Origin of the sequence: Microvirga ossetica, from assembly GCF_002741015.1 — a bacterium.
GTDB lineage: Bacteria > Pseudomonadota > Alphaproteobacteria > Rhizobiales > Beijerinckiaceae > Microvirga > Microvirga ossetica.
Map to the genome: position 1 here is coordinate 605,708 of NZ_CP016618.1, position 26,890 is coordinate 632,597.

General features: G+C 63.7%; 25 protein-coding genes and 3 pseudogenes. 9 read left to right on the forward strand and 19 right to left on the reverse strand.

All coding sequences use genetic code 11. From position 1 onward, the window contains the following. Positions 1 to 99: 99 nt before the first annotated feature. Positions 100 to 801: an IS6 family transposase gene (locus tag BB934_RS37395; protein ID WP_099514780.1), complete on the forward strand. Its 702-nt coding sequence runs from the start codon at positions 100 to 102 to the stop codon at positions 799 to 801. Positions 802 to 1,592: 791 nt separating this feature from the next. Here BB934_RS37395 and BB934_RS37400 read toward each other — a convergent pair. From BB934_RS37400 to BB934_RS37450, 12 genes and pseudogenes are all read right to left on the reverse strand, one after another. Further along, positions 1,593 to 2,369 carry an enoyl-CoA hydratase-related protein gene (locus tag BB934_RS37400; protein WP_099514781.1) on the reverse strand — a complete coding sequence of 259 codons (777 nt, stop codon included), beginning with the start codon at positions 2,367 to 2,369 and terminating at the stop codon, positions 1,593 to 1,595. 38 nt (positions 2,370 to 2,407) lie between these two features. Further along, complete coding sequence (locus BB934_RS37405; protein WP_099514879.1) at positions 2,408 to 3,193, reverse strand: SDR family oxidoreductase; 786 nt, start codon at positions 3,191 to 3,193, stop codon at positions 2,408 to 2,410. Between the two features lie 107 nt (positions 3,194 to 3,300). Next, positions 3,301 to 3,422, reverse strand: a pseudogene (locus BB934_RS51255) (electron transfer flavoprotein subunit alpha/FixB family protein); the annotation flags it as partial. Positions 3,423 to 3,514: 92 nt separating this feature from the next. Next, positions 3,515 to 4,486, reverse strand: coding sequence for a Bug family tripartite tricarboxylate transporter substrate binding protein (locus BB934_RS37410; RefSeq protein WP_099514782.1), 972 nt, complete (start codon positions 4,484 to 4,486; stop codon positions 3,515 to 3,517). Between the two features lie 21 nt (positions 4,487 to 4,507). Continuing rightward, positions 4,508 to 4,678 (reverse strand): annotated as a pseudogene (locus BB934_RS47895) (AtuA-related protein); the annotation flags it as partial. 121 nt (positions 4,679 to 4,799) lie between these two features. Then, a pseudogene (locus BB934_RS49705) lies at positions 4,800 to 4,925 on the reverse strand (electron transfer flavoprotein subunit beta/FixA family protein); the annotation flags it as partial. 9 nt (positions 4,926 to 4,934) lie between these two features. After that, positions 4,935 to 5,969 (reverse strand): SMP-30/gluconolactonase/LRE family protein, encoded by a 1,035-nt coding sequence (locus BB934_RS37425; protein ID WP_237050567.1) that lies wholly within the window; start codon positions 5,967 to 5,969, stop codon positions 4,935 to 4,937. A gap of 60 nt (positions 5,970 to 6,029) precedes the next feature. Then, a complete protein-coding gene (locus tag BB934_RS37430) occupies positions 6,030 to 7,823 on the reverse strand; it encodes an acyclic terpene utilization AtuA family protein (protein ID WP_237050568.1) in 1,794 nt (597 codons plus the stop codon). After that, positions 7,820 to 8,584 (reverse strand): enoyl-CoA hydratase-related protein, encoded by a 765-nt coding sequence (locus BB934_RS37435; protein WP_099514784.1) that lies wholly within the window; start codon positions 8,582 to 8,584, stop codon positions 7,820 to 7,822. The genes BB934_RS37430 and BB934_RS37435 overlap by 4 nt, the downstream gene beginning before the upstream one ends. Next, a complete protein-coding gene (locus tag BB934_RS37440; protein WP_099514785.1) occupies positions 8,581 to 9,828 on the reverse strand; it encodes a CaiB/BaiF CoA transferase family protein in 1,248 nt (415 codons plus the stop codon). The genes BB934_RS37435 and BB934_RS37440 overlap by 4 nt, the downstream gene beginning before the upstream one ends. Positions 9,829 to 9,952: 124 nt before the next feature. After that, complete coding sequence (locus BB934_RS37445; protein WP_099514786.1) at positions 9,953 to 10,489, reverse strand: 2,4'-dihydroxyacetophenone dioxygenase family protein; 537 nt, start codon at positions 10,487 to 10,489, stop codon at positions 9,953 to 9,955. Beyond that, the gene (locus BB934_RS37450; RefSeq protein WP_099514787.1) at positions 10,486 to 11,256 is read right to left on the reverse strand and encodes a cupin domain-containing protein; all 771 of its coding nucleotides are present in this window, start codon (positions 11,254 to 11,256) and stop codon (positions 10,486 to 10,488) included. The genes BB934_RS37445 and BB934_RS37450 overlap by 4 nt, the downstream gene beginning before the upstream one ends. A gap of 68 nt (positions 11,257 to 11,324) precedes the next feature. Between BB934_RS37450 and BB934_RS51260 the strand changes: the two genes are divergently transcribed. After that, on the forward strand, positions 11,325 to 11,579 hold the full coding sequence (locus BB934_RS51260; protein WP_418294808.1) for a thiolase family protein: 255 nt from the start codon (positions 11,325 to 11,327) through the stop codon (positions 11,577 to 11,579). Here the strand turns inward: BB934_RS51260 and BB934_RS37460 are convergent. Then, positions 11,487 to 12,311, reverse strand: a complete 825-nt coding sequence (locus BB934_RS37460) for a GntR family transcriptional regulator (RefSeq protein ID WP_099514789.1) — start codon at positions 12,309 to 12,311, stop codon at positions 11,487 to 11,489. The genes BB934_RS51260 and BB934_RS37460 overlap by 93 nt on opposite strands. Before the next feature lie 348 nt (positions 12,312 to 12,659). Here BB934_RS37460 and BB934_RS37465 point away from each other — a divergent pair, with 348 nt between their 5' ends. Beyond that, positions 12,660 to 12,866 carry a hypothetical protein gene (locus tag BB934_RS37465; RefSeq protein ID WP_099514790.1) on the forward strand — a complete coding sequence of 69 codons (207 nt, stop codon included), beginning with the start codon at positions 12,660 to 12,662 and terminating at the stop codon, positions 12,864 to 12,866. A gap of 20 nt (positions 12,867 to 12,886) precedes the next feature. On the opposite strand, the gene BB934_RS37470 is transcribed toward BB934_RS37465, so the two are convergent. The 5 genes from BB934_RS37470 to BB934_RS37490 all read right to left on the reverse strand — a co-directional run bounded on the left by BB934_RS37470 (position 12,887) and on the right by BB934_RS37490 (position 19,403). Beyond that, on the reverse strand, positions 12,887 to 13,069 hold the full coding sequence (locus BB934_RS37470) for a WGR domain-containing protein (RefSeq protein WP_237050566.1): 183 nt from the start codon (positions 13,067 to 13,069) through the stop codon (positions 12,887 to 12,889). 169 nt (positions 13,070 to 13,238) lie between these two features. After that, positions 13,239 to 13,985, reverse strand: a complete 747-nt coding sequence (locus tag BB934_RS37475) for a Crp/Fnr family transcriptional regulator (protein ID WP_099514778.1) — start codon at positions 13,983 to 13,985, stop codon at positions 13,239 to 13,241. Between the two features lie 221 nt (positions 13,986 to 14,206). Then, the gene (locus BB934_RS37480) at positions 14,207 to 15,967 is read right to left on the reverse strand and encodes an acyl-CoA dehydrogenase C-terminal domain-containing protein (protein ID WP_099514791.1); all 1,761 of its coding nucleotides are present in this window, start codon (positions 15,965 to 15,967) and stop codon (positions 14,207 to 14,209) included. A 17-nt stretch (positions 15,968 to 15,984) separates the two neighbouring features. Beyond that, positions 15,985 to 18,279, reverse strand: coding sequence for a 3-hydroxyacyl-CoA dehydrogenase/enoyl-CoA hydratase family protein (locus BB934_RS37485; RefSeq protein WP_099514792.1), 2,295 nt, complete (start codon positions 18,277 to 18,279; stop codon positions 15,985 to 15,987). Then, entirely contained in the window at positions 18,279 to 19,403 is a 1,125-nt protein-coding gene (locus BB934_RS37490; protein WP_099514793.1) for a thiolase family protein, read from the reverse strand. The genes BB934_RS37485 and BB934_RS37490 overlap by 1 nt, the downstream gene beginning before the upstream one ends. A gap of 316 nt (positions 19,404 to 19,719) precedes the next feature. Between BB934_RS37490 and BB934_RS37495 the strand changes: the two genes are divergently transcribed. The 6 genes from BB934_RS37495 (at position 19,720) to BB934_RS37520 (ending at position 26,468) form a co-directional block, all read left to right on the forward strand. Continuing rightward, a complete protein-coding gene (locus BB934_RS37495) occupies positions 19,720 to 20,262 on the forward strand; it encodes a TetR/AcrR family transcriptional regulator (RefSeq protein WP_099514794.1) in 543 nt (180 codons plus the stop codon). Positions 20,263 to 20,403: 141 nt separating this feature from the next. Next, complete coding sequence (locus tag BB934_RS37500; protein ID WP_099509422.1) at positions 20,404 to 21,153, forward strand: electron transfer flavoprotein subunit beta/FixA family protein; 750 nt, start codon at positions 20,404 to 20,406, stop codon at positions 21,151 to 21,153. 12 nt (positions 21,154 to 21,165) lie between these two features. Next, positions 21,166 to 22,122, forward strand: a complete 957-nt coding sequence (locus tag BB934_RS37505; protein ID WP_099514795.1) for an electron transfer flavoprotein subunit alpha/FixB family protein — start codon at positions 21,166 to 21,168, stop codon at positions 22,120 to 22,122. Positions 22,123 to 22,353: 231 nt separating this feature from the next. Beyond that, entirely contained in the window at positions 22,354 to 23,922 is a 1,569-nt protein-coding gene (locus BB934_RS37510) for a Re/Si-specific NAD(P)(+) transhydrogenase subunit alpha (protein WP_099514796.1), read from the forward strand. Between the two features lie 10 nt (positions 23,923 to 23,932). Continuing rightward, positions 23,933 to 25,363 (forward strand): NAD(P)(+) transhydrogenase (Re/Si-specific) subunit beta, encoded by a 1,431-nt coding sequence (locus BB934_RS37515; RefSeq protein WP_099514797.1) that lies wholly within the window; start codon positions 23,933 to 23,935, stop codon positions 25,361 to 25,363. Positions 25,364 to 25,403: 40 nt separating this feature from the next. Continuing rightward, complete coding sequence (locus BB934_RS37520) at positions 25,404 to 26,468, forward strand: MBL fold metallo-hydrolase (protein ID WP_237050569.1); 1,065 nt, start codon at positions 25,404 to 25,406, stop codon at positions 26,466 to 26,468. A gap of 66 nt (positions 26,469 to 26,534) precedes the next feature. On the opposite strand, the gene BB934_RS37525 is transcribed toward BB934_RS37520, so the two are convergent. Beyond that, positions 26,535 to 26,864, reverse strand: a complete 330-nt coding sequence (locus BB934_RS37525) for a hypothetical protein (protein WP_099514798.1) — start codon at positions 26,862 to 26,864, stop codon at positions 26,535 to 26,537. Positions 26,865 to 26,890 lie beyond the last annotated feature (26 nt).

The window sequence follows — 26,890 nt, forward strand, 5'->3', positions numbered from 1 at the left end:
TCAACATGTCTATTTTGGCACATCTGACGCTGGTGGAGGGCGCCATCCACGACATCACGTTAACTCGGACATGAGAGCGAGCGGTGTAGATAGCCCGGCATGAGCAAGCTCACCAGCTACAAACGCCATCGCTTCCCGCCTGAGATCATCGCCCATGCGGTCTGGTTGTACTTCCGGTTCCCGTTGAGCCTGCGGCTGGTCGAGGAGATGTTGCTCGAGCGCGGCATCGTCGTGTCCTATGAGACCGTCCGCCGGTGGACGCTGAAGTTCGGGCCGGCTTACGCCCGCCGCCTCAAGCGTAAGACGCCGAGCCGCCGCGACGTTTGGCATCTCGACGAAGTCGTGGTAACCATTGCCGGCCAGAAGCACTGGCTGTGGCGGGCTGTTGATCAGGACGGCTACGTGCTTGAGGAGATCCTTCAGGCACGCGGCAACACCAAGGCGGCCAAGCGCTTGCTGAAGCGTCTCTTGCGGAAGCAGGGCTGCCTACCCCGGCGGATGATCACCGATAAACTCGGCTCCTACGCTGCCGCCCGGCGCCAAATCATGCCAGCGGTCGAGCATCGCTCGCACAAGGGTTTGAATAATCGGGCGGAGAATTCTCATCTGCCCTTACGCCGACGAGAGCACGCGATGCAGGGCTTTCGATCCCCGGGAGGCCTGCAGAAGTTCGTGGCCGTCTTCTCCGCCGTTCGCAATCTCTTCGTTCCACCCCGTTCCCGACGCTCCGCTCTTGCCACCCATCTTCACCGCCTCAACGCCATGGCTGAGTGGAAAGCCGCGGCCTGTGTCACCGCTTGAGCCCATCAGGCAGCGGCATGTGCCTCATTGCGCCCAATGCCGGTTAACGTGACAACACCCCTTTGACTCACGCTATATTGGCGAGGGAAGTGGTGTCGATTTGCACTCGATCATTTGAATCTTCCAAACCGGTTCCGTGTCTCTGCACTTCACGTGACGGACCTGGCATCACGGACCCGAAAAAAATTTGCTGGGTGGAGGCCGCTCCCGAGTGGATCAGCGAGGCACGGCAGTTCGTAGTCAACATGGGACCGCATGTTCGTTTGCACTTCCTGTGAGACTCAGGAGGTTCTTTAGTCTCACAGGAAGTGCCTAAAGTGGCTGCCAAATCGCGCAATCCCATCATGAGTGCAAATCGGCACCAAGGACTACGGGTTCTCCAGGCTGAGCATGGAGGAGCGCCGGTGCGCCGGCCACCACGAGCCGTCCGCGCCTTGCGTCACCCGCAAGTGCTGGAGCGACTCACCAATCACGAAGGGTCTCTGCTTTCGATCTTGCCGTAGATGGGCGTGAGTGAGAGCGGAGTCCGACGGAAAGCGGACCTCTCAGACACCGTGGGACCATCGAGTGAAGGGTGGAGACATCGCGGCTGGACGCGTGTCCGCAGATGGAAAGCAAGGTCCGCGGCTCCGGGCGTCCGCGTCCAGCGTGGTTCCGAGCGATTCTGCCGGTTCGAACCTCGCTCTGAGAGTTGGACGTGCTCCCCACCCCGGGATATCGGCAACTAACTGACGCATGCGCGCCGTCCCGCACCATCGCGCACGGTTTGTCCGCGGGCCCGCCGCGAGTCGCTAGTGGCCCTGGTACCGCGCGGGCCGTTTCCCCAGAAAGGCCATGACCCCTTCGCGGAAGTCGTGGCTCCGGCCCGCCTCCGCTTGGAGCCGCGCCTCAAGCGCGAGCTGCTCGTCGATCCGGTTGTCGAGGCCCCGGCGCAGCGCCTGTTTGGCCAGCCGATAGGCGGTCGTCGGCCCCGCAGCAAGATGGATGGCGCGGGCCTGGACCGTGGCGGCGAGGTCGGCATCGGGAACCGCCTCCCAGATCATCCCCCACGCCGCGGCCTGCTCAGCGGTGATCGGCTCGGCAAAAAGCACCGCGCCCATCGCCCTGGCGAAGCTCACCTGACGCGGCAGCCAATAGGTGCCGCCCGCATCGGGGATCAGCCCGATGCGGGCGAACGCCTGGACGAAGACCGCTGAATGCGCCGCGATGACCACGTCCGCCGCCAGGGCCAGGTTCGCCCCGGCGCCCGCCGCCGGTCCGTTGACCGCGGCGATGGTCGGCACTGGGCAGTCGTAGAGCGCGTTCAGCATCGGCTCGTACTCCTCGCGCAGGACGCGCTCGAAGTCGGCGGCATCCAGGCTTTTCGCGTCGCCGAGATCCTGGCCGGAGCAGAAGCCGCGCCCCGCGCCGGTCAGCACGATCACCCGTGCCTCCGCGCTCGCCTCTGTCACGGCCGCCGCAATCTCGCGCCGCATCGTGGCGTTCAGCCCGTTCATGACCTCGGGGCGGTTGAGGGTGATGGTGGCGATGCCACCTTCCTGGCTGAGCAGAATTGTCTGGTAGCTCATCGGGGCCTTCCTGGAAAACCGTTGCGGGGAGGAGGCGCCTAGACGGCGTCGAGGCTCATCGGCGCGCCGTTCAGAATCCAGCCGCCGTCGGCCGGCAGGATCGCGCCGCTTACGTAGCGCGCCGCGTCCGAGCCGAGGAAGAGGCAGGCGGCGGCGACATCGTCGGGGTTGCCCATGCGCCGCAGCGGCACGCTCGCCGCTGTCCGGTCCCGCGCCTCGGGGGTAGGCGCCAGCCGGGCCATGCCCTCGGTGCCCGCGATCGGGCCGGGAATGACGCCGTTGACCCGCAGGCCCTCGGGACCCCACTCGATGGCGAGGCAGCGCGTGAGCATGTCGACGCCGGCCTTGGCGGCGCAGACGTGAACCTGGTGCGACATCGCCACCTGCGCCTGCGGCGCGGAAATGTTGATGACGCTGCCGCCGGGACGGCGCAGCAACGGATAGGCCGCCTTCATCACGTGGAAGGTCCCAAGCAAGTCGATGTCGATGACCGCCTTGAACCCGTTCGGGCTGATGTCCTTGGCGAGTGCCGGGAAATTGCCGGCAGCCCCTGACACCAGCACGTCGATCGGGCCGGCCGCCTCGGTGAAGGCGGCCAGTGCCGTGGCCACCGCTGTGTGGTCGCGAACGTCGAACACGTAGCCGAGCGCTGGCTCCGCCCCCGAGAGCTCGGCCACGGCGGCGTCCACCTTCGCCTGGCTCCGGCTTCCCACGCCGATCCGGCCGCCGGCCGCGGCGAAGGCCTTGGCGATGCCAAGGTTGATCCCGCTGGTGCCGCCCGCGACGAAAATGTTCCGGCCGGTGTAGTCAAATGTTGCGTTCATGACTTCGCGCTCCATCGATGCACGGTCGAACCGTGTCTTCCTCCCAAGAAACAAGGGGCGGGCGTCGGTGCCGTCGGCAAGGACGCACGCTGCTCGAGTTTGCGACCCTTAAGAAGACTGGAGCGCTGCGCCAAGCTCGGGAGGACTTGGAATCGGTCCGCCACCAGTCCGTAATCAGCAACCTGGAAGATCGTGCCTCCTCGTGCTTGTTGATGGCGACGAGCCGCTTGTCAGTCCCTCGCACGCGCGACGGATCCGCCTGGGGAGCGCTCTCCTGCCTTCGGGCTGGATCTGCCACCGGGAGCACACCTGGGCCGGACTTTACTCAGGCTGAATGCCAGCCGCCTTCACGATATCGGCCCACTTCCGGGTTTCCGAGACCACGAACGCCTTCAGCTCCTCCGGCGTGCTCGACTCGGGCTCGCTGCCGGCCGCGTAGAACTGCTCCTGGACTGCCTTATCGGAGAGAGCCTCGGTGAATGCCGCGTGCAGTTTCTCGACGATCGGCTTCGGCGTCTTCGCCGGCACGAACGCTGCGGACCACGCGGAGAGATCGTAGCCCGGCACGCCCGCCTCGGTCATCGTCGGGAGCTCAGGTGCGAGCTTGCTCCGCTGCGCGGCCGAGATCGCAAGACCTTTCACCGTGCCGGCCTTGATCTGAGGCAAAGTGGTCCAGATGTCGGCAAATACCAGCGAGATCTGCCCGCCGAGAATGTCAGTGATCGCCTGCGGGGTGCTGCGATAGGGCACGTTGAGAATATCGATGCCGCCAAGGGTTTTCAGCATCTCGCCGGCGATCCGGGATGAGCTGTTACCGCTGCCGAACGTGAGCTTGCCAGGGTTGGCCTTCGCGTAAGCGAGCAGTTCTTGGACGTTGCTTGCCGGGACCGACGGGTTGGCGATCAACGCCAGGCCGACCGTGCCGAGCTTCGTGATCGGCTCGAAGTCGGCGACTGCGTCATAGGGCACCTTCTTCAGCATGCTCTGATTGGCGGCATGGGTCGTGTTCGTGGTGATCAAGACGGTGTAGCCATCCGGCGCTGCCCTCGCGACGTTCTGGGCGGCGATCACGCCACTCGCTCCCGCCATGTTCTCGACGATGATCGGCTGGCCGAGCGTCTCGGACATCTTCGACCCGAGGATGCGCGCCACTGAATCGGTGGCGCTGCCGGCCGCAAAGGGAACGATGAACTTGATCACCCGCGTCGGATAATTCTGCGCGGTCGCGCTTAGCGGGACCGCCGCTAGGCTGAGCGCTGCCAAGCAGGCGCCGATGAAAGTCTTTTTCCTCATGGTTCTTGCCTCTCGTAAAGGTTATTCGGCTGCGGGTCCAACAGATGTGGGATCGACAAGGCGCGCGAGGAGCGCCGCATCGAGCCGCCCCGTCGCGGCAAGGAGCAGGAACGACAGGGACTTGCCGGGCCCGTCGAGGCCGAGGCTCGCGTTGACGCCGCCTTCGAGCATGGCGTCGAGCACGAAGTTGAAGGCCGCGAGCCCGTAAGAACGTCAATCTCGCCGCCGATTGCGCGGGCGGCCGCGACGGTCGCCGCCGTAGCGGATCGGAGGGCGCCGTTCTCGTGCTCGGCGATGATGAGGACGGCCATGGTCAGCTCACCCTCGCTTCGTTGCGGAGCTCTTGGACGAGGGTCGCGACGTCGGGGACGAGGACGCCCGCCTGCCGCTTCGCTGGTTCCTCGACCCTCAAGGTGACGAGCCGCGGCGCCATGTCGACTCTGACCGGTCATTTCGAAATGCTCGGTATCTGCCTGTTGATTTTCGAGATCGTGTGGACCTTCACCTGGTGAGCCCACGGTCCATCGATCGTCCGCAGATTCTGGGCCACCAGATGCGCCAAGCCAAGCTCGTCACTAAGCTGCGGGACGGCCGCGCCAAAATTGAACGACAGGTTGGTGACAAGAACGTCGTCACCGTGGAATACGAGGCTATTCGACCAGAGAAAGCCTATGGGTGTACCGTCGCGATCGATGCCGCCGAAGTCGCCGAGCTTGGCAATCACTTGGCCCTGCGTCGGCTCGAGCACAAGAATCTCGTTGGACTGGTTGCACGCGATCCAGAGGTTGTCGTGCTCGTCAATGATCAGACCGTCGGGCCCGCCGCCGACGCGGTGGACGAAGACTTCAGGCGTGCCGGGTTCAAGCGTCGAGCCAGTCACCGGTATCTTGACAATGGTGTCGTTCGCCGTATTGGCGACGAACAACGCCGTCTTCTTAGTATTGAACGCCAGACCATTCGCGCCGATCCCTGGTGGTAGCCTCATCGGCTTGAGCAGTAGGCTTTTGACCCACTCCACCGCTTCGCCGCCGCCTGGTCCGACTTTCCAGATGATGCCCTGGTGGGCATCGGTCACGTACACGTTGCCGGCGGTGTCGAACATCATCCCGTCGAGGCGCGCGTCCTTGCCCGTGACCGTCATGAACACGGATGAGGCACCCGTTTCGGGATCGGCGCTCAGGACCTTCGCGTCCTTGTAATCGATCACGAGCAACTTGCCGGTCTGCGGGTGGAAGCCAAGGTCGAGCAATAACCTGCTCGAGCCCTTGATCTGGACAGTCCGCAGGTGCTTGCCCTGTGGGTCGAACACAAGGAGCGTTCCCTCACTCGTCTTGGGTTTGTTCACCGCCACCGTGACGACATAGACGTTGCCGTCGCGGTCCATGGCGATCCCCTCGGGATGCGCCTCACCCGGGGGCAACGTGGCGAATGTCTCGACCTTGCCGCGCTCCCAGGCCTTTGCGGCGAGCGGCGTCGCCAGCAACGCTGGTAAGAGCAGCATCGTCCAGACTCTGTTCATCGTCATGTCGCTCTCTATCGAAGTTCATGCGGGAAGCTCGGGCAGCAAGTTTTCGGGCACCTCGACCGGCATGTCGAGCAGCATCTGCGCCATGCCCTTGCCGAGCGGATCGTTGCGCAACGAGGCCATGCCGCCGCCGCCCAGCGCGTGCTCGCAGACCAGGTTGATGGCATGGATGCCGGGCAGCTCGTAACGGTGGACGGGCCCCTGCACGAGGTGCCGGAGGTACTCCTTGACGCGTTCGGGCGTTACCTGCTCCATGAGCACCGCCAGCAGTTCCGGACGGCGCGCGATCAGGCCGATGTTGGAGCTATCGCCCTTGTCGCCGCTGCGCCCCCACGCAATCTGCACGAGCGGCACGGTCTTGCGCGGCCTGGCGGGCAGCGCGCCTGCGGCGCTCGCCAGCGGTTCCGGCGCGACCTGCGGTTTGGCTGGCGGCAGCTGCACCGCGAAGGTCGTGTCGCCGATCATGACCGTCGGTTCGACCTGCTCCTTCGGCAAGAGAAAGGCGAACTGCCGCAGCACGGGCGCCACCGAGGGGCGGCCGCCCACGCCGGTCGTGCCCGGCGACCAGGAGGTGCCGGGTGCGGCGAACTCGCGGCTGAACATCACCAGCGCCTGCCGATCGGCATGCGTCACGGTCAGGCGCAGCACGACTTCGCGCGTCGGCAAGGGCTGGGCATGCGGCCCATAGGCGGACTCCGTGCCGAGCAGCTCGACATGGGTGGCCAGGAAATCCGCGGCGCCAGCTTCGCGCAGCAGCCAGCGGCCGCGCTCGATCAGCGCCTCGCCCGTGCGTTTCGCCTTCGCGGCGGCGTCAACCCCAACGATGGTGAGCTGCGCGGACAGCTTGAAGCCCACTGCGGCCGTCGCGCTGACCTTGTAGGTGCCGGTGGGTGGGCGCCCGCGGGCGCCGGTCACGAGCACCCGATGCAGCCCGGCCTGTTCCATCCGCACCTGGCGGAAGTCGCAGGTCACGTCCGGCAGCAGATAGCTGGCCGGATCGCCGATTTCGTAAAGCAGTTGCTCACCGACGGTCGCGGGCGTGACGAGCCCGCCGGTCTCGGGCGGTTTGGTAAGGATGAAGCTGCCGTCTTCGTGGCATTCGACGATCGGATAGCCGATGTTGGCCCAGTCAGGGACTGCGGCCCAGTCGGTGTGCAAACCGCCCGTGGCCTGGCAGCCGCATTCGATGATGTGGCCGGCGAGGCTGCCCGCGGCAAGCCGGTCGAAGTCGTCGGCCGGCCAGCTGAATTCGTGCAACAGCACGCCCAGGGTCACCGCGCTGTCGACGCAGCGGCCGGTGATGACGATGTCGGCGCCCGCGTCCAGCGCCCGCGCGATCGGCAGCGCCCCCAGGTAGGCATTGGCGGTCACCAGTTTTTCGGGCAGGGGATCGCCGCTGGACATGTCGACCGCGCCGGCTGCTCGCATCGCGGGGGCGAGCGCGAGCACGTCGTCGCCTGTCACGATCGCGATGCGCACCGGCACCCCGAGCTCGTCGGCGAGGGCCTGCACTGCTGCAGCGCAGCCCCTGGGGTTCACGCCGCCGGCGTTGCTGACGATGCGAATGCCCTGCGCGACGGCCTGCCTCAGCACCGAGCGCAGCGCCACCGCGACGAAGTCGGTCGCGTAGCCTTCCTCCGGGCGCTTCATGCGCGCGCCCGCGAGGATCGACATGGTCAGCTCGGCGAGGTAGTCGAACACCAGATAGTCGATGCTGCCCTCGCGCACCAGTTGCACTGGCCCCAGGCTGCTGTCGCCCCAGAAGCCCGAGGCGCCGCCGATGCGGACAACCTTGCCCGACGTCGCGTTCATTGCTTGGTCCATTGCGGTTTTCTCCTTTCATTAAATGCGGCCAAGCCCTCGCGCGCGTCCTGCGTCATCGCCAGCAGGCCGATCTGGCCTTCGGCGAACGCGATCGCCTCCTCGAAGGACATCGAGCGCATCGCCTTCATCGCATACAGGCCACGCCGCAGCGCGGTGGGCGAGTTGGACAGCAGGCGCGACAGCAGGCGCTCAAGCGCGCCGTCGAGGTCTTCCGCCACCTCGTTGACCAGGCCGATTTCACGGGCCCGCGCGGCGTCGATCGGGTCGCCCGTCAGGCACAACTGCGCGAGGCAGCGCTGCGGCACCTGGGCCTGCAGCACCGCGAGCACCTGCATCGGGAACACGCCGACCTTGGCCTCGGGCAGGCCGAAGATCGCGCGCGGGGCGGCGATGGCGAGGTCGCACATCGCGAGTAGGCCCATGCCGCCGGCCATGCATGCGCCGTTGACCCGGGCGACGAGCGGCACGTCGAGCGTGCGCGCCGTGCGCAGCAGGTCGGCATAAGCGTTGGTCGGCGTGGCGTAGTCGAACGCGAAGGCATCCGCGCCCAGGTCGGCGCCGGCGCAGAACGCCTCGTCCCCGGCGCCAGTGAGCACTATGGCGCGGATCGCCTTATCCGCCTTCACGCCATCCAAGGCTTGCCGCAAGGCGCCGATCACTTCCGCGTTGAGCGCATTTCGGCGCTCCGGGCGGTCGATGGTGAGCACCAGCCGGCCGTCCTGCCGGCTGACATTGACAACGTTCGTCATGGTGCAGATTCCCTTTCTTTCGGTGCCGCCGTCGCTTGCGTCACGCCAGTCTCGATCATCCCGCGGATCTGCTGCGGGGAGTAGCCGGCCTCGGCCAGTACCTCCGCGCTGTGCTCGCCCAGCAGCGGCGGCGGACGCAACGGCGGCAGCGGCGTTTGCGGCCACTCGCTGGGCACGGCCATGGTCCGCAGCACGCCCTCGGTGGGATGCTCGAGTTGCTGGAAGAACCCGATGTCCTGCAGGTGCGGATCGTCGAGCAGAGACTCGAAGGTATGCGCCGGCAATACCGGGATGCCGAGCGGCTGCAGCAGCTCGCGCCATTGCTGCGTGGTCTTCGTTTTCAGATTGTCGGCGAGGATCTCGTACAGCGCTTCGATATGCTGCGTGCGCGATTCGCCATCGGCAAACCGCGGGTCGGTCTCGAAGCGCTCGGCTTCGCCGACCGCGCGCATGAAGGCTTTCCACTGTTCGTCGGTGTAGACGACGCAGCACACCAAGCCGTCCTTGGTGGCGTACGGCCGCCGCTGCGGGTTGAGCAGCCGTGGATAGCCGAAGCCGCCGCGCGGCGGAACGAAGGTGTGGCCGTAGAGATGATCGCCCAGCATCATCTGCGCGGTGGTCTCGAACATCGGCACGTCCACCGCCTGCCCGCAGCCCGTGCGTTCGCGCGCGAGCAGCGCGGCGCAGATCACGCCGAAGGCGTACAGGCCCGTCGCCCGGTCCGAGAGGTTAAGCGGGGCATAGCGCGGCACGTCGGAACCGGCCCGCACGCTGGCCTCGGGGATCGCGACGGCCGCCTGAATCGAGTCGTCGAAGGCGCGCGAGTCCGCATAGCGGCCGCGCTGGCTGAAACCGAAGGTGCCGACATAGACGATGCGCGGGTTCACCAGCCGCACCGCCTCGTAATCCAGCCCGAGGCGCTGCATCGCCTGCGGCCGCACGTTGTAGACCAGCGCGTCGGCGCCTTCCGCGAGCTTCAGCAGCGCTTCCTTGCCGGCAGGCGTCTTCAGGTCCAGGACCACGCTGCGCTTGTTGCGGTTCAGGTTGAGGAATAGCGGGCCGGCCCCCGCACGCCCGCCAGGACCGGTGGCGCGCAGCATGTCGCCGCCGGGCGGCTCCACCTTGATCACGTCGGCCCCCAGGTCGGCCAGCATCTGCGTGGCCGACGGTCCCATGACGACTTCGGTGATGTCGATGATGCGCAGGCCCGCCAGCGGACCGCCGTGGCTTGAGTTGTTCTTCATCCTTGCTGTGCACCTTTATCAGTAGAGGAAGGAACCGTCCTTTAGATCAGGCAGCCCCAACGCGCGCCGGGCCGCCGAGAAGAGCAGGGCGGCCCCGCGCTTCCTTTTGACGGTCAGGAATGGATCACTCGGCGCTGCCGCCCCGGATGTAGCCCACCGGTCCGATGCCAAGCTTCGCCGCGATGGTCTCGATCGCGTACTGGATCGAGGTCGCGTCATTGAGCCCGTGGAACGTGCCGTCCTCGTTGAAGCTGACTTGCGCGCCTTCGATCCAGGCGATGGTGATGGTGTCCTCGGTGTTGTCCTCGGGGGTGTAGAAGGTGTGCACCGAGCCGCCGGGTTCGTACAGGTAGGAGCCCGCCGTCTGCGGCTGGTCGGGGTACTCGCGATACATCCAGCAGCCCTGGATCGTCCACACCTGCGCCGTGCCGGTGTGGTAGTGAATCGGCAGGGAGCAACCGGGTTCGACGATGGCCATAAAGACCCACTCTCCGCGTTCCGGGTCCAGGCGCAGCGGCCTGATGTGGATGCCTGGGAAGACGTCCTTGATCAGCGGGATCTGCTCGATGTTGACGGTCAGGAGCTTGTCCTGCGGCAGGGCGGGAAGCGGCAGCGGGGCACCACTGGATGTGGTGGGCTGCGTAAGAAGTCTTGCGGTCATGAGCCGCTCCTTTCACTGGCGGGTACTGAAGCAGTGCCTGGAAGCCGCCCTTTGATGAAGAAGCCGGACGCGGGCCGTTCCGGCGCGCAGCGCAGGGAGGCGGCGGCCCCGCGTGGAAGGAAAAGGAAGTCGCCCGGGGCGAGACCGAAGTCCTGCCCGCCGGCACGCGCGTCGATCCGTCCGTCTTCGACGTAGAGAACCTGCTCGGCGTCAGGCTCCGTCGTGCAGGCCGATGCGCTGCCGGCAGGCATCCGCAGCGCCGAGATATCAACCCAGCGCGCGCCGACCGTCTCGCGGTCGATGAGGGGAATCGTGCCGGTGGCGGCGTCGCCGGCGGCAAGCACGCGGACCTCGCCGCGAGCGGGTCCGGCGGCAGCGCCGTTGGGTTCCGTGATCGTGTGGGCCGGGTTCTCGCAATAAGGCGGCGCATAGACGACCAGCAGTCGCCCGGGCTGGTCGCTGGTCACGCGAAACGAATGGAACACGCCTGCCGGCACGTAGGCCCAGGTCCCGGCACCCAGCGCTTCCACACGGCCCTCCGCCTCCGACTCACCGGTTCCGTCGATCATGTAGGCGCATTGCTCCAGGTGGGGATGTGCATGCGGCCGCGCGCCCTGCGATTTCACGATCGTGCCGACCAGCACTTCGAGCACCGTCGCGCCGACGGTCTCAGGACCGATCACGCGCACGTTGGAGGTGCCGGTGTGGTTGGCCGGCGCGTAGGCGGCCAGATCGGCCGCCCGGATGACGGTAGGGAGTGTCTTCATTCCGGCTAGATTCCTGCGATCTGGATAGTAACTTATCCGTCTAAATGTCTAATGTTAGAACTTTAGGCATGACGAGCAGCTGCGTCAAGTACGAATTGGGTGTGACCGCAGAGAACGTCGCCAAGCGGTGCGCGATCTCGCGCACCCGGCAGGACGAGTTCGCAGTCGCTTCACAGCGGACGGCGGAGGAGGTGCCGCTCCGGGTTACCCGGAGGTTCGAACGAGAGCTTTCAGCCCCGCTTGCGCTCGCGGACGGGCTGCGGTTGAGGTTCGGCGATCCCGGGCACGATCTTCAAGGCGGACACGGGGACGTCGATCTCTGAGACGTAGCGGTCGCCTCGATACCAGGTGACACCGGCGTACAGCACGTTGCCTTTGCCGTCGACCAAGAGGCGCAGCATTTTCGCGACGGGAGAGGCAAACGGGATCTTCAGCATCTCGCACAGAGGAAAATCCGCGGGCATCACGGTCAGGCGCTGCCGCAAACGCTTGCAATGCGCGCCCAGTTCGTCGAGCACTGCGGCGAGCAGTTTCCTCTTCCTAGCGATGTTCCTGGGCAGCGATTCAAAGACCGGCGTCGGCACATAGATTTCGGCGTAGCAGAACGGCTCGCCGGAATAGGTGTGCAGCTTGCGGACGTACACGTATTCGTCGGCCGACCGGTCACCTGGCCCGAGCAGCTCTTGCGGGACCAGGGTGCTGCGCCGGACTTCGAGTATCTCGAAGGCAAGCGCCTGCGGCACGGCGAAGGGATCATTGATCGCCGGTTGGAGGTCGCCCGTGGCGGCGGGCAGCGCGGTCACGTGGGTGCCGACGCCACGCTGGCTGCGGATCAGCCCTTCCTTGGAAAGCAGCTCGTACGCCTGCCTGACGGTGACGACGGCGACGCCCAGGTCGCCCGCGAGTTGCGTGATCGGCGGCAGCTGCGTGCCGAGCGGGTACTCGCCCTTCGCAATCCGGTGCCTCAGCAGGGAAGCCAAACGCTGATATTGCGCAACGCCGCGTTCGGCCCCCAGTTCAGGCCACTCGGTTCTACTAGGTCGCACATCCGCCATGGCCGCTCCTCTTAAATACCTAACATTCGAATTATATATCAGGACCGCCGATGGGGACCAAGCTTCAAATCGGCGTCTTCAAGTTAACAAGGTGGTTATCGGGACATGGGCAGATGTGAGGGATGAAACCATCCCACCATCCTCGTTATGCCAGCTACCGCTACCTGCTGAAGTGATCAGCCACGCGGTGTGTTAACATCGTCAACTTAATGGCTTGAGGGTAGTGCGCCTCTCAAGCGTCAAATCAGTTGGCTCTCGCGACGCCCGTCACCTCTGCCCAAGCTCGGACGGCATGAGGAAGATAACACCGGCTGGACGGCCGCCGGTGGTGTCGAGTGGGCCCTGCCGGTGAACTGGTTCGGCTCCTCAGCCGTCACCCTTGGCCTGGAAGGCCTGTGGGTTAGCCTCGATGAAGACGATGACAACAACGGCATCATCAGGACCTTCACCCCGGCCGGGGGAGCCCCCGTCGATGTGTCGCTGCCGCGCGACGATGACGAGCAGGACTTCTTCGTCGCCCGGGCCAAGCTGAACTTCAAGTTTGGCGCCTACTAAGATCGCCGCAGCAACAGCAGCTAAAGGGGCCCGGGATACCCCGGGCCATTTTGATTGCTGAATATGGCGCTCACAATGACCTCGACCTCGCCGGCGAATTCCTCAACCTTCTCTTGCCCGTTAATGCCGATCCGGCCCCAGTTGTGCACCAAGCGCACGGTTCCGAACACATCCCGCAAACTGGCGCTCTGCTCAACTTCCATGCGCTGGAGCGTGTATCTTCCAAATATGCTCAGATGACGCCGCATCCAGTTCCATAAAATCCTCCTGCGAATTACTCGGGTCATCATCTCAACCGCACGGATCCAAAACTTTAAACGCCCACTTGCGACGGACCCTTTTTGCGGCTGCAGGGTTTGGCCATCAGGGCGATCACGGTTGAGACCGATCCTGTGGCAGGTCAGGGGTGGGTCGCAGCAGACGCCGATAAATGTGCAGGATCCGGCCGTAGCATTCGCAGGTCCTCGCTTCGAGACCGGTCCAGTCGGTCACAGTGATGCTGCCGCGGTTCTGCCGGATCAGCCCAGCGGTCTGGAGGGTTTTGGTCACGGCGCTCACCGTGGAGCGTTGCACCCCCAGCATCTCGGCCAGGAACTCGTGCGTGAGCGGCAGCGTGTCCTGGCCGAGATGCAGGTGCAGCATGAGGATCCAGCGGCAGCAGCGCGCTTCCACCGGATGAACGGCATTGCAGGTCAGCAGTTGGAACGTGTGTGCGAGCAGGACCTTGCCATAGCCGGCAATCAACTGCCGCAGTTTGGGCCGGGCGTTCCTCACCTCCTCGAGGCGATCGACGGGGATGCGCGAGGCGGAGCCGGACATCTGCACGACATAGCGGCCAAAGGATTCCCGCGTGGTCGACGCACTCAGCAGGCCCATCACGGCCCCGCGCCCGAACACCCCCACCTCGACGGTCCGACCATCATTCAGGACATTCACGAGCGAGATTACGGCCCGGTGCGGAAAGTAGGCGTAGTGGATGACGTCACCGGGCTCATAGAGCACCTGTCCACGGGTCAGCGCGACGAGTTCAAGGTGAGGTGCGAGGAAGGCAAAGTCCTCCGGCGCCACAGCCGCCAGGAGTTGGTTCGTCTGTTCCTCGACTTTCATCGCCTGAGCCATGGCGACAGTCTCCCATCGCCCAGACCGCGCGTCCGGATGCCAATCATACCAGAACGGTCATGGATCCGACTGACGCAAGGGGTACGGCTCGGGGGAGAGACCATGATGCATTCCGGACACTGGAGATCATATCCAATGGACGAGATGTCCGAGTGATTGACCGAGAAGCCGCCGATCGGATTGGGGCTGCCAGCTCATTCTTCCCTCGGGTGATGATTTGCTTAGAAAAATTCTGCTTCGAGCTCCATGAGCGCTCTTGCCTTATTTGTGATTGACGCCTCAAGACCGATGGTCTGCGGGAGCATGCGCTCCGCAAAGAACTGAGCGACAGCAATTTTCCGTCGGTGGAACGGCGTGAATTCCTCGGCAGTCAAGGACTTCGCAGCCATTCTCGTCCACATCCAACCGAAGGAAACCAGCACAAACAGGCGCAGGTAATCGGTCGCAGCGGCGCCGATCTCTGCGGAGTTGTCCGCGTGCGACAACAAATACTCAGTTGCTCGCTCGAGCCGGCCGAGAGCCTCGGCCGTTGGCTCGGCGATTGAATTGGCACCTGGGACCGCGGTTTCCAGATCCACTTTCATGCTTGCAAAAAAGCGCGTCGCGAGCTTGCCACCTTCGATCGGCAGCTTGCGGCCGGCAAGATCCATGGCTTGTACACCGTTGGTGCCTTCGTAGATCTGGGTGATGCGGGCATCGCGGACATATTGTTCCATCCCCCACTCCCGGATGTAGCCATGGCCGCCGAAGACTTGCTGGGACAGAACGGCAGTCTCGAAGCCGAAGTCGGTGAAGGCCGCCTTGACCACCGGCGTCAGGAGGGCCACGAGCCCATTCGCATCCCGACGAGCCGTCTCCTCTGGGTGACGAGATGCGATATCCATCTGTATGGCGGTCCAGGTCGCCAGGGCGCGGGCGGCATCGGCGAAGGCACGTCCGGACAGCAGCATCTTGCGCACATCAGGGTGTTCGATGATTGGCACTGGTGCACGCGCACCGTCGAGCGAGCGACCCTGTAAGCGCTCCCGGGCATACGCGACTGCTTTCTGATTTGCGGCTTCGGAGATGCCAAGACCCTGAATGCCGACAAAAAGCCGCTCGGCGTTCATCATGGTGAACATGGCGTTCAGACCGCGCCCGGGCTCTCCGACGAGCCAGCCGGTGGCATCGTCATAGTTCATAACGCAGGTCGGCTGGGCATGGATACCCATCTTGTGTTCGAGCGATCCGACGGACAGGCTGTTGCGATTCCCAAGGCTGCCGTCATCCTTGACAAGGAATTTCGGCACCAAGAACAGGCTGATACCCTTCACACCCTTCGGCGCGTCGGGCAAGCGGGCGAGGACCAGATGGATGATGTTGCCGCCAAAATCATGATCGCCGGAGGAAATAAAGATCTTCGTGCTTTTGATCCTATAGGAACCATCACCAGCCGGTTCAGCCCGTGAGGAAAGGAGGCCGAGATCCGTGCCGGCGGAGGCTTCCGTCAGGGCCATCGCACCAGTCCATTCGCCGGAGATCATCTTTGGCAGATACTTGGCCTTCAGCTCGTCGGTGGCGTAATGGGCGATCGCCTCGACAGCGCCGCGAGTGAGACCGGGAAAGAGGCCGAAGGACATGTTGGCGGAGGAGAGCATTTCATCGAACAGGACTTGCAAGACACGCGGCAGGCCCTGGCCCCCGAACTGCGGGTCGCCGGAGAGGCCACCCCAGCCAGCCTCGACGAAGGCTTTGTAGGCTTCGGGAAAGCCTCTCGGAGTTGCAACGAGGCCATGTTCAAGCTTGCACCCCTCCTCATCTCCGGTGCGGTTCAGGGGCTCCAGGATATCGGCGCAAAACTTGCCGCCCTCCTCGAGAATGCTTACTGCGAGCTCGGCATTAACTTCCTCATAGCCGGGCAATGCCGCCATCTGCGCGTCGAAATCGAAAACGTCTGACAGCAGGAAGCGCATGTCGTCGACGGGTGGATTGTACCGTGTCATGGAATTCACTCTCGGTGTCAGTTACGCAGTGGCTTGCCGGTCGCAAGCATGTGCTTCATGCGTTCGATGGTTGCGGCCGTGCTGAGGAGGTCAAGGAAGGCCTCCTTTTCGAGCGCCGTCACGTCGTCCTCGCTCAAGGGTCTCAGCGGGTCGGCCGACGCTCCGCCGGTCAAGACACCGATCAAAGCCTCTCCGACCACAAGGTCATGAGCGGTTGCGCGTCCAGCCAAGGCTTCGCCTTCGAGAATATTGCGGATGGCCGCGGCGCCGGATGGGCCTGAAAGCGCCAGCAGGGGCGGTTGCGGAGCAACATAGTTTTCAGCGAGATCAAGAGCCTTGCGTTTAGCGTCCACAAGCAGTCGATCACGGTTCATGGTGATGCCATCGTCTGCTCTGAGGAAACCGATCGCGCGAGCGTTATGGGCGCTGGTCGAAACCATAGCCGGTGCAATCCGGTTAAACGCTGCTATTGCAGGAGCGACAGGGCCATGCGGCACGTCAGCCGAACTGATGAAGCGCAACAGAAGCTCCTTGCAGCCACCCCAGCCTGGAACAACACCTACGCGGGTCTCGACGAGCCCGATGGACAGTTCTGAATGGGCTTGGATGGCATCGCAATGCAGAAGGATCTCACAGCCGCCGCCGAGGGCGAGGCCGGATGCTGCGCCCACCACTGGAAAGGGAGCATATTTGAGGCTCTTGAACGTACTATGGCCCTTATCAACGAGGGCACTGATTACCGCGCGCCCACCCTCTGCGGTTTCGAGAACGACCCGCAGGTCAGCACCCGTGCTGAAGTTGCTGGCGTCGCTGCCGATCACCAGGGCCTTGAAGTGTCGTGCAGTGCACTCCACCGCCTTGCCAATTGCATCGAGCACGCCGATGTTAAAGGTGTTCATCTTCGTGCAGAATTCCAGGCATGCCACGCCATCCCCGAGATCCCAGAGATTTGCCCCTTCGTAGGTCTCGACAGGAGTGGTGGTAAGGCGCAGGTCCGAAAAGGCAATGACGCCTTCACCGCGCGTGACGAACTTCTTGGACCCGTCGGGTAGCAGGCACGTGCGCTTGCCGTTGTTGATAGAATAAAAGCCACCCTTGGATGCCGCTAACGCGAGATAGCTGGGAACGGCGAGGCCACGAGCCTTGAGCCGGGTTAGCAGCCAATCCGGGCCAAGCCTGTCGATCAGTTCAAAAGGCCCTTCTTTCCAGCCGTAGCCCGAGCGCATCGCCGCATCGACGGCGTCAGGGCGATCGGCGATCTCGGGAACGAGAGAGGCGGCATAGGCAAGCGACTTCTCCATGACAATCGCCGCATACTGCCCACCAACGGCCGGGTGTTCCATCAGCGCACGCGGGTCGCCCTTTGAGCCCTCGAGGCTTTCGGGTATGATCTGTTTTTGAGGGCGGTATGTGCCGGTCGCAAGATCGGTGACGTCGCGCGTTTTGCGGTCGGCAGACAGGCGCATGAAGCCGGCACCGCTCTTCCGACCAATGCGGGTTTCAGCGATCATCCGGGAAATCAGCGGCGGTTCTGCGTCGTAGCCGTGGATTGCGTCGCTCTCCGGGAGGGCGTTCTGCAGACTTCGCAAGATAGTCGGCATAAGGTCGATGCCGACCAGATCGAGCAAGCCAAAGATGCCGGTAGATGGAATGCCGAAGGGCGTGCTGATGATGGTGTCCGCCTCCTCGACATCAAGACCGCGACCGATCGCCTCGTTCTGGGCCGCGACCATCCAGAAATTGCCAATACGATTGCCAATGAAGCCGGGCGTATCCTTACAGATCACGACGTCTTTGCCGAGATTGCGATCGCAAAAATCGTGAATGATCGCCGCAACAGACGCCTTGGTGTGTAAACCGCCGACCAACTCCAGCAGTCGCATGCGGCGCGGCGGATTGAAGAAATGGGTGATCAGGAAATCGGCACAAAAGCTTTCGGGCAGGCCCGCCGTCAGTGCTGCCAGCGGGATTGTCGAAGTATTGGACGACACGATGGAACCCGGCTTGCGCACTGCATCGATTGCTCTGTAGAGCGCCTGCTTGACCTCAAGACGTTCCGCGACCACTTCGATGATCCAATCGACGTCGGAAAGCAGATCTAAATCGTCCACGGTAGAGCCAGTCCGGATACGCGCAGCGAAAGACGGGTCCATGAAGCCCCCTGCTTTGAGTTGGCGCGTCACGCCGGTAGCTGCGGTCTCGGCATCCAGGTCGAGCAAGACAACGTTCACGCCGGCATTGGTGAGGTGACTGGCAATCCCCGAGCCCATGACGCCCGCGCCGATTACCGCAGCTCTGGTGATCGTTGTCATTATGCAGCCTCCAGCACCATGGCGATCCCTTGCCCGCCGCCGATGCACTGGGTGGCAAGGCCGTAACGTCCGCCGTCACGCTTCAGAAGGCTGGAGGCCTTACCGACGAGACGCGCGCCTGTGGCTCCCAGCGGGTGTCCGAGAGCGATGGCGCCTCCGTCCCGGTTGAGCGATGCCGGATCAATGCCGAGTTCCCGGCAACAGGCGAGAACCTGCACAGCGAAGGCCTCGTTCATTTCAATCACATCCAGGTCAGAGGCAGAGATGTCGGCACGCTTCAAGGCCTTGCCGGTTGCCTCCACCGGCCCGATGCCCATGATGTCAGGAGCGCAGCCGGAGATTGCATAGCCGGCGATCCGCGCAAGCGGCTTGAGGTTGTGCTTGTGCACAAAGTCTTCAGAGCAGACCAAGGTCGCGGTCGCCCCATCAGTGAGCGGTGAGGAGTTGCCAGCGGTGACCGAGCCGTCAGCCTTGAAGGCTGCTTTCAGCTGGCCGAGCTTTGCCGCGCTGGTGTCGGCGCGCACGCATCCGTCCCTGTCGACGGGGCCAATAGGTGTGACTTCAGCATTGAGGCGCCCGGCCGCCTGGGCGGCCGCCGCCTTCTCCTGGCTTGCCAGGGCGTAGGCATCCTGTTCATCGCGGCTGATACCATATTGCGACGCCAGATTCTCGGCCGTCAGGCCCATGTTGAGGAAGGCGGCGCGCTGGCGAGCCGTCCAGTCGGGGTTCGGCATGGGATTGAAGCCCATCATTGGCACCCGCGTCATGGACTCGACGCCACCCGCAATAAAGGCATCGCCAGCGCCCATGGCGATCGCTCCAGCGGCCATTTGGATCGCTTGCATGGATGATCCGCACCACCGATTGACGGTAGAGCCTCCAACCGAGAGCGGCAGACCAGCGATCAGCGCCACACAGCGGGCGATGTTCAGCCCCTGCTCACCCTCAGGAAACGCGCAGCCGAGATTGATATCCTCGATTTGTGAAGGATCGACCCCTGCGCGGGCGATCAGGGCGGAGATGACGTTGCCTGCGAGATCATCCGGGCGAGTCGCGGCGAGCGGCCCCTTGTATGCTGGCGTGAAAGGCGACCGCACATAGTCGACAATATAGGCTTGGGTCATGTGAGTGCTCCTTGGCCGGCGGTCCCGGGTCGCGACCCAGCCGGCATTTTGTTTCGAATTTAGTTTACATCTGTACCAAACGATTGTTACATAGCGCAAGCCTGGATATTACCTACTATCGTCTAGGTGGCGACTATTTATTCGCTCTGCGTATTTGGCGATTAGGGCAGGGATCGTCTAAAGTCGCGCCTTGCGAGAGGAGCACGAACAAGTTCTTGTATGAGGACGAAGGTAAACTGTGTGGGATATTGCTGTGACTAAGACATCCACATCGCGCTTGCGGGGTGCAAGAGGTAGACTCACGGAGAAGCTCTTTGTGAGTGAGCGCGAAAGAGAGATCCTCGAGGCGGCTGCAGTCCTATTCGCGGAGAGAGGATATGCTGCGACCTCCGTGCGTGACATCGGAGAGCGCGTCGGACTCCTTGGTGGCTCCCTGTATCACTACATCAAGTCCAAGGAAGCGCTGTTCGTGAAGGTGCACGATGTCGCACTCCAAACTGCTGAAGACCGCATTCGCGATGCGATCGACAAAGCCGAAGGACCGTGGGAGCGACTTGAGACAGCCTGTGTGACGTTTCTTGAAATTCAGCTTGATCCCAACTCGATCACTATGCCGCTGATGAGCGATTTCCAATCAGTTCCGACCGAAGTCCGGGAGCGGTTGATTGTGAAGCGCGACGCTTTCGAAAAAATCTTCATTGCGCTGATCGCAGACTTGCCGCTCGACAAGAAGCTTGATCGACATGTTTATCGCCTCCTGCTGCTAACACTTCTCAATAGTGTTAGCAGTTGGTACCGGGAGGGAAGGCTGACCCCTGAAGAAATTGGGAAGCAAATCTCTTTGATCTTTAGGCATTGATTTTTCGACGAGGCGCTGAGCGGTTCCAGTGTACTTCACTGTGAGGATTGCGTCCGGAACTGTTCGTGTTAGCTCGAGTATCCAATGGCAAAGAACTCTTCTATTGAGCGAGTGGTCTCATAAGAACAAAGGTGTAGATCGATGAAGCTTCTGGTCTGTGTGAAGCGTGTTGTGGACTACAACGTGAAGATCCGTGTGAAGGGCGACGGGAGCGGGGTCGAACTGGCCAACGTCAAGATGTCGATGAACCCGTTCGACGAGATCGCCGTCGAGGAGGCGGTGCGCCTGAAGGAACAGGGCAAGGCCACCGAGATCGTCGCCGTCTCCATCGGCCCGCAACAGGCGGGCGAGACCCTTCGCACGGCGCTCGCCATGGGGGCCGACCGCGGCATCCTGGTCAAGACCGACGCTGTCGTCGAGCCGCTGGCGGTGGCCAAGATCCTGGCCCAGGTGGTCGCGCAGGAGAAGCCCGACCTCGTCATCATGGGCAAGCAGGCCATCGACGACGATGCCAACCAGACCGGCCAGATGCTGGCCGCCCTGCTCGGCTGGCCGCAGGGCACGTTCGCCTTCAAGGTCGCTGTCGGCGAGGGCTCCATCGACGTCACCCGCGAGGTCGATGGTGGGCTGCAGACGGTGGCCTTGAAGCTGCCGGCCATCGTCACCACGGACCTGCGCCTCAACGAGCCGCGCTATGCCAGCTTGCCCAACATCATGAAGGCCAAGAAGAAGCCGCTCGACGAGACGAGCCCGGAGACGCTCGGCGTCGACGTGGCCCCGCGCCTGAAGGTGCTCAAGACCGCCGAGCCCGGCGGGCGCAAGGCCGGCGTCAAGGTGGCGTCGGTGGCCGAACTGGTCCAGAAGCTCAAAGTCGAAGCCGGCGTGCTCTAAGGAGATCCAACGATGACCACCCTGCTGATCGCCGAGCACGACAACGCTCACCTGAAGGATGCCACCCACAAGGCGCTCTCCGCCGCCACGGCGCTCGGTGCGCCGGTGCATGTGCTGGTCGCCGGCGCCAACGCCAAGGCGGCCGCGGAAGCCGCATCGAAGCTCGCGGGCGTGGAGAAGGTGCTCCTCGCCGACAGCGCTCCTTACGAGCACCAGCTCGCCGAGCCGGTTGCGGCGCTGATCGTGTCGCTGGCGGGCTCCTACGACGCCCTGGTGGCGCCGGCGACCACCACCGGCAAGAACGTGATGCCGCGCGTCGCCGCGCTGCTCGACGTGATGCAGGTCTCCGACATCACCAAGGTGGTCTCGCCCGACACCTTCGAGCGGCCGATCTATGCCGGCAACGCCATCCAGACGGTGCAGGCAACCGACGCCAAGAAGGTGATCACCGTGCGCACCGCCGCCTTCCCGGCAGCGGCCGAGGGCGGCTCGGCTGCCATCGAGACGGTGAATGCGGCCGACGATCCGGGCACATCGTCCTTCAAGGGCGAGGAGATCGCGCAATCCGACCGGCCCGAGCTGACCTCGGCCCGGATCATCATTTCGGGCGGACGCTCGCTCGGAAGCTCCGAGAACTTCACCAAGTACATCGAGCCGATCGCCGACAAGCTCGGGGCGGCGATGGGCGCTTCCCGCGCGGCGGTGGATGCCGGCTATGCGCCGAACGACTGGCAGGTCGGCCAGACCGGCAAGGTGGTGGCGCCCGATCTCTACATCGCGGTCGGGATTTCAGGGGCCATTCAGCATCTGGCCGGCATGAAGGATTCCAAGGTGATCGTGGCCATCAACAAGGATGAGGAGGCCCCGATCTTCCAGGTGGCCGATTACGGCCTCGTCGGCGACCTCTTCACAATCCTCCCGGAACTGAAGGAGGAGTTGACCAAAGCCGCAGTCGGGCAGGCGTCTTAAGGCTGGGCGGAGAGCACCGATGTCCGTTCTGCCCGCCCGTGAATCGATGGAGTCCGACGTCGGCGGCGCGCCCCGCAGGCCTAGCGTTAACTCATTCCAGTCAGCAGTCAAAGGCGCCAAGTAAGTCAAACCGAAAGGAACGCAAAGGCATGTTCCAAGTACCACGTAAGCAGTGCTCGCCGACCACGCCGCAAATCAGACCCGAGTAAACTACAAAAAGGACGTTGGACGATGAAGATTGGGGCTCTGAAAGAGATCTTTGCGGGCGAGGCGCGGGTGGCGCTGACGCCGGATTCGGCGCTGGCGCTGCATAAGCTCGGGCATGCCTGCGTGATCGAGGCGGGGGCAGGGAAGAAGGCGGGCTTTCCGGACGCCGCCTATGCTGCGGCCGGCGTCGCGGTCGTTCCCTCCGGTCAGGCGCTGTTCGAGGCGGCCGACGTGGTGGTGAAGGTGCGCCCGCCGATGGAGGAGGAGATCGGTCATCTGCGCCAGGGCCAGACCTTGATCTCGTTCGTCTGGCCGGCCCAGAACGAGGATCTGCTGGAGCAGGCAAAGGCCCGGGGCGCCACGCTCATCGCCATGGACATGGTGCCGCGCATCTCGCGCGCCCAGAAGATGGATGCGCTCTCCTCGATGGCCAACATCGCCGGTTACCGCGCCGTGATCGAGGCTGGCAACGCCTTCGGCCGCTTCTTCACCGGCCAGGTCACCGCCGCCGGCAAGGTGCCGCCGGCCAAGGTGCTGGTGGTCGGCGCCGGCGTCGCCGGGCTCGCCGCCATCGGCACGGCGACCGCGCTCGGCGCCATCACCTATGCCTTCGATGTGCGGCCCGAGGTCGCCGAGCAGATCGCGTCGATGGGCGCGCAGTTCGTCTTCCTGGAGTTCGAGGAGGCGCAGGACGGCGCCGCCACCGGCGGCTATGCCGCGCCCTCGAGCCCGGAGTTCCGCGAGAAGCAACTGGCCAAGTTCCGCGAACTCGCGCCGGAGATCGACATCGTCATCACCACGGCCCTCATTCCCGGCCGGCCGGCCCCGAAGCTGTGGACGGCCGACATGGTGGCCGTGATGAAGCCGGGCTCGGTGATCGTCGATCTCGCGGCCGAACGCGGCGGCAACTGCGACCTGACCGTGCCGGACGAGACGATCGTGACGGAGAACGGCGTCACCGTCGTCGGCACCACGGATTTCCCGAGCCGCATGGCCGCCCAGGCCTCCACCCTCTACAGTAACAACATCCGCCACATGCTGGCCGACCTGACGCCGAACAAGGACGGCGTCATCCACCACAACATGGACGACGACGTCATCCGTGGGTCCACGGTCACGCACCAGGGCGCGATCACCTATCCGCCGCCGCCGCCCAAGGTGCCGGCGATCGCCGCCAGGCCGAAGGAGAAGGTCAAGGAGCTGACCCCGGAGGAGAAGCGGGCGCAGGAGGCGGACGCCTTCAGGGCGCAGACCCGCACTCAGGTGGGGCTGCTCGTCGCGGGCGGCCTGCTGATCGCGCTGGTGGGCGCCTATGCGCCGGCGAGCTTCATGGCGCACTTCATCGTATTTGCCCTGGCGTGCTTCGTCGGCTTCCAGGTGATCTGGAGCGTCAGCCATTCCCTGCACACGCCGCTGATGGCGGTGACCAACGCCATCTCCGGCATCGTGGTGCTGGGAGCGCTCTTGCAGGTCGGCTCCGGCCACTGGCTGGTGGTGGCGCTGGCGGCGCTGTCGTTCCTGATCGGCACCATCAACATCGTCGGCGGCTTCCTGGTCACGCGCCGGATGCTGGCCATGTTCCAGAAGTCGTGAGGATCGTCCGATGAACTTTGGCCTTGTCTCTGCCGCCTATGTGGCGGCCGCTATCCTGTTCATCCTGTCGCTCGGTGGCCTGTCGGGCCAGGAGAGCGCCAAGCGCGCCGTCTGGTACGGCATGGCCGGCATGGCGCTCGCCGTGGGAGCGACTGTGTTCGGTCCGGGTGTCGGCAACTACGCGGTCATTGCCGCCATGCTGGTAATCGGATCGGCCATCGGCTGGACCGTGGCCAGGACGGTCGCGATGACCGAGATGCCGCAGCTGGTGGCGGCGCTGCACTCCTTTGTCGGTCTGGCGGCCGTGTTCATCGGCATCAACGCCGACCTCGAGCTTGCCCGCGTGCTCGCCATGGACGAAGCCGCGCGGAGTGCGCTGACCGGCTTTGCCGGGGTGCTGGCGCACAAGACCGGCGTGGAGATCGCGATCCTGAGGGTCGAGGTCTTTCTCGGCGTGTTCATCGGCGCGGTGACGTTTACCGGCTCGGTGATCGCGTTTGGCAAGCTCGCCGGCAAGGTCGACGGCAAGGCAAAGAAGCTGCCCGGCGGGCACGGGCTCAATGCTGCGGCGGTCCTGGCCTCGCTCGTTCTCCTGGTGCTGTACATGCAGGGCGCCGGCATCTGGACGCTGGTGGCGATGACGCTGCTGGCGTTCTTCATCGGCTATCACCTGATCATGGGCATCGGCGGGGCCGACATGCCGGTGGTGGTCTCGATGCTCAACTCGTATTCGGGCTGGGCGGCGGCGGCGATCGGCTTCACCCTCGGTAACGACCTCCTGATCGTCACGGGCGCCCTGGTCGGCTCCTCGGGTGCGATCCTGAGCTACATCATGTGCAAGGCGATGAACCGCAGCTTCATCAGCGTCATCCTCGGCGGCTTCGGCGCCACGACGGGCCCGGTGATGGCGATCGCCGGCGAGCAGATCGCAATCGATGCTGATGGCGTGGCGGCGGCGCTCGAGGAGGCCGACAGTGTCGTCATCGTGCCGGGCTATGGCATGGCGGTGGCCCAGGCCCAGCAATCGGTGTCGGAGCTCACCCGCCGCCTGCGCGCCAAGGGCAAAGTGGTGCGCTTTGCCATCCATCCGGTGGCCGGCCGCCTGCCGGGGCACATGAACGTGCTGCTGGCCGAGGCCAAGGTGCCGTACGACATCGTGCTGGAGATGGACGAGATCAACGAGGACTTCTCGGCGACCGACGTGGTGATCGTGATCGGCTCGAACGACATCGTCAACCCGGCCGCCCAGGAGGACCCGAACAGTCCGATCGCCGGGATGCCGGTGCTTGAGGTGTGGAAGGCCAAGCAGGTGTTCGTCTCGAAGCGCGGGCAGGGGACCGGCTATTCCGGCATTGAGAACCCGCTGTTCTACAAGGACAACACCCGCATGTTCTATGGCGATGCCAAAGCCAGCATCGGCCAGCTCGTGCAGGCTATCTGAATTAATTAATGATCCTTTAGTGACTGGAGCTTGAGAACTGGTGCTTAAGAGTTCAACCCCGCTCTCCGCCGGGCTCGGCCTGACTTTGCCGTTTGCGGAGCCCCCTGAGATCGGTCAGGTGCGGGAAGTCGCGCCGGGAATCCTTTGGACCCGAATTCCGCTCCCATTCCGCCTCGACCACGTCAACATCTATCTCATCGAAGACGGCGACGGATGGGCGGTACTCGATACCGGGATCGCAGATGATCCGACACGGTCAACTTGGCAGGCGCTCCTTGCTGGGCCACTTGCCGGACGGCGGCTGACGCGCCTGATTATCACCCACTTTCATCCCGATCATATCGGACTTGCAGGCTGGTTGTGCGAGCAGTTCGACCTGCCTTTGCTGACGAGCCTCAGCAGCTATCTCGGCTGCCTCAACATCTCGCTCAACCCGGAGGCGAAGGAAGCAAAGCCCTATCGCGATTTTTACCTGGGCCACGGCATGGCTCCTGAGACAGCTGATCTCGTTGCCACCCGGGGCCAGGCCTATCTCCGGATGGTGACGCCCCTTCCGCCGACCTTCACACGCGTTGTAGCAGAACAGGTTCTATTGATCGGCGGTCGCGAGTTCGAGGTGCTCTTTGGTGATGGCCATGCGCCCGACCAGCTCATGTTGTACTGTGCCAGTGACAACATTTTTCTTCCAGCAGACCAGGTCCTCGCCAAAATCACGCCCAACATCAGCGTTTGGGAAGTCGATCCTGACGGCGACCCACTCGGTCTTTACCTGCGCTCGCTGAACATGATCACGAAGCGGATTCCTGCCGACGCACTTGTTCTTCCTGGTCACCAGCTTCCGTTCCGTGGTCTGCATGTGCGCTGCCAGGAGCTAGTGGACCATCATGAGGAACGCTGCGCTCGGGTCGCGAAGGCCTGTCGCATCAAGCCTCACTCCGTTGCCGACTTGGTTCCCGTGCTCTTCACACGCCCGCTTGATCCTCATCAACTGAGCTTCGCCTTCAGCGAGACTCACGCTCACGTCAACGCTATGCTTCATCGCGGTGAACTGGTTTGGACGGAGGCGCGTGAAGGAATGACCCGAACCGTCATCGCAAGAGCATAATGCATTAGCCCAAAGCTAACGCACTTTTAAGTCCCATAAAAAATGTTCAACGAAATTGTAGTGCGATTATTCCCCGCCGTGGACTTTGCAGTACTCGGATCTGTGCCGCGCTTTCCACGTCTGCGCGTTGAGCTGGCAACCCCTGGTTAATGTGTTTCCGCAGGGCTTTCCGACACTGGTTTTCCCGCCGCACAGGGCCTTGCCGTAGCTCTCGGCCCACTCGTGATATTCCTCGCGGGTCAGCCCGAAGTGCTTCGCTGCGAACCCGTCGGGGTCGTGCACGTACTCCAAAGCCTGTTGCTCCGTGAGATGCACATCCTGACCGCCCCAGGCGGTTGTGAGATTGGCGATGTAGATATGATAGAGCCGACCAGAGTTAATCGTCGTTATTGTCATGATCTCTCCTCCTCACACGGTCGCAA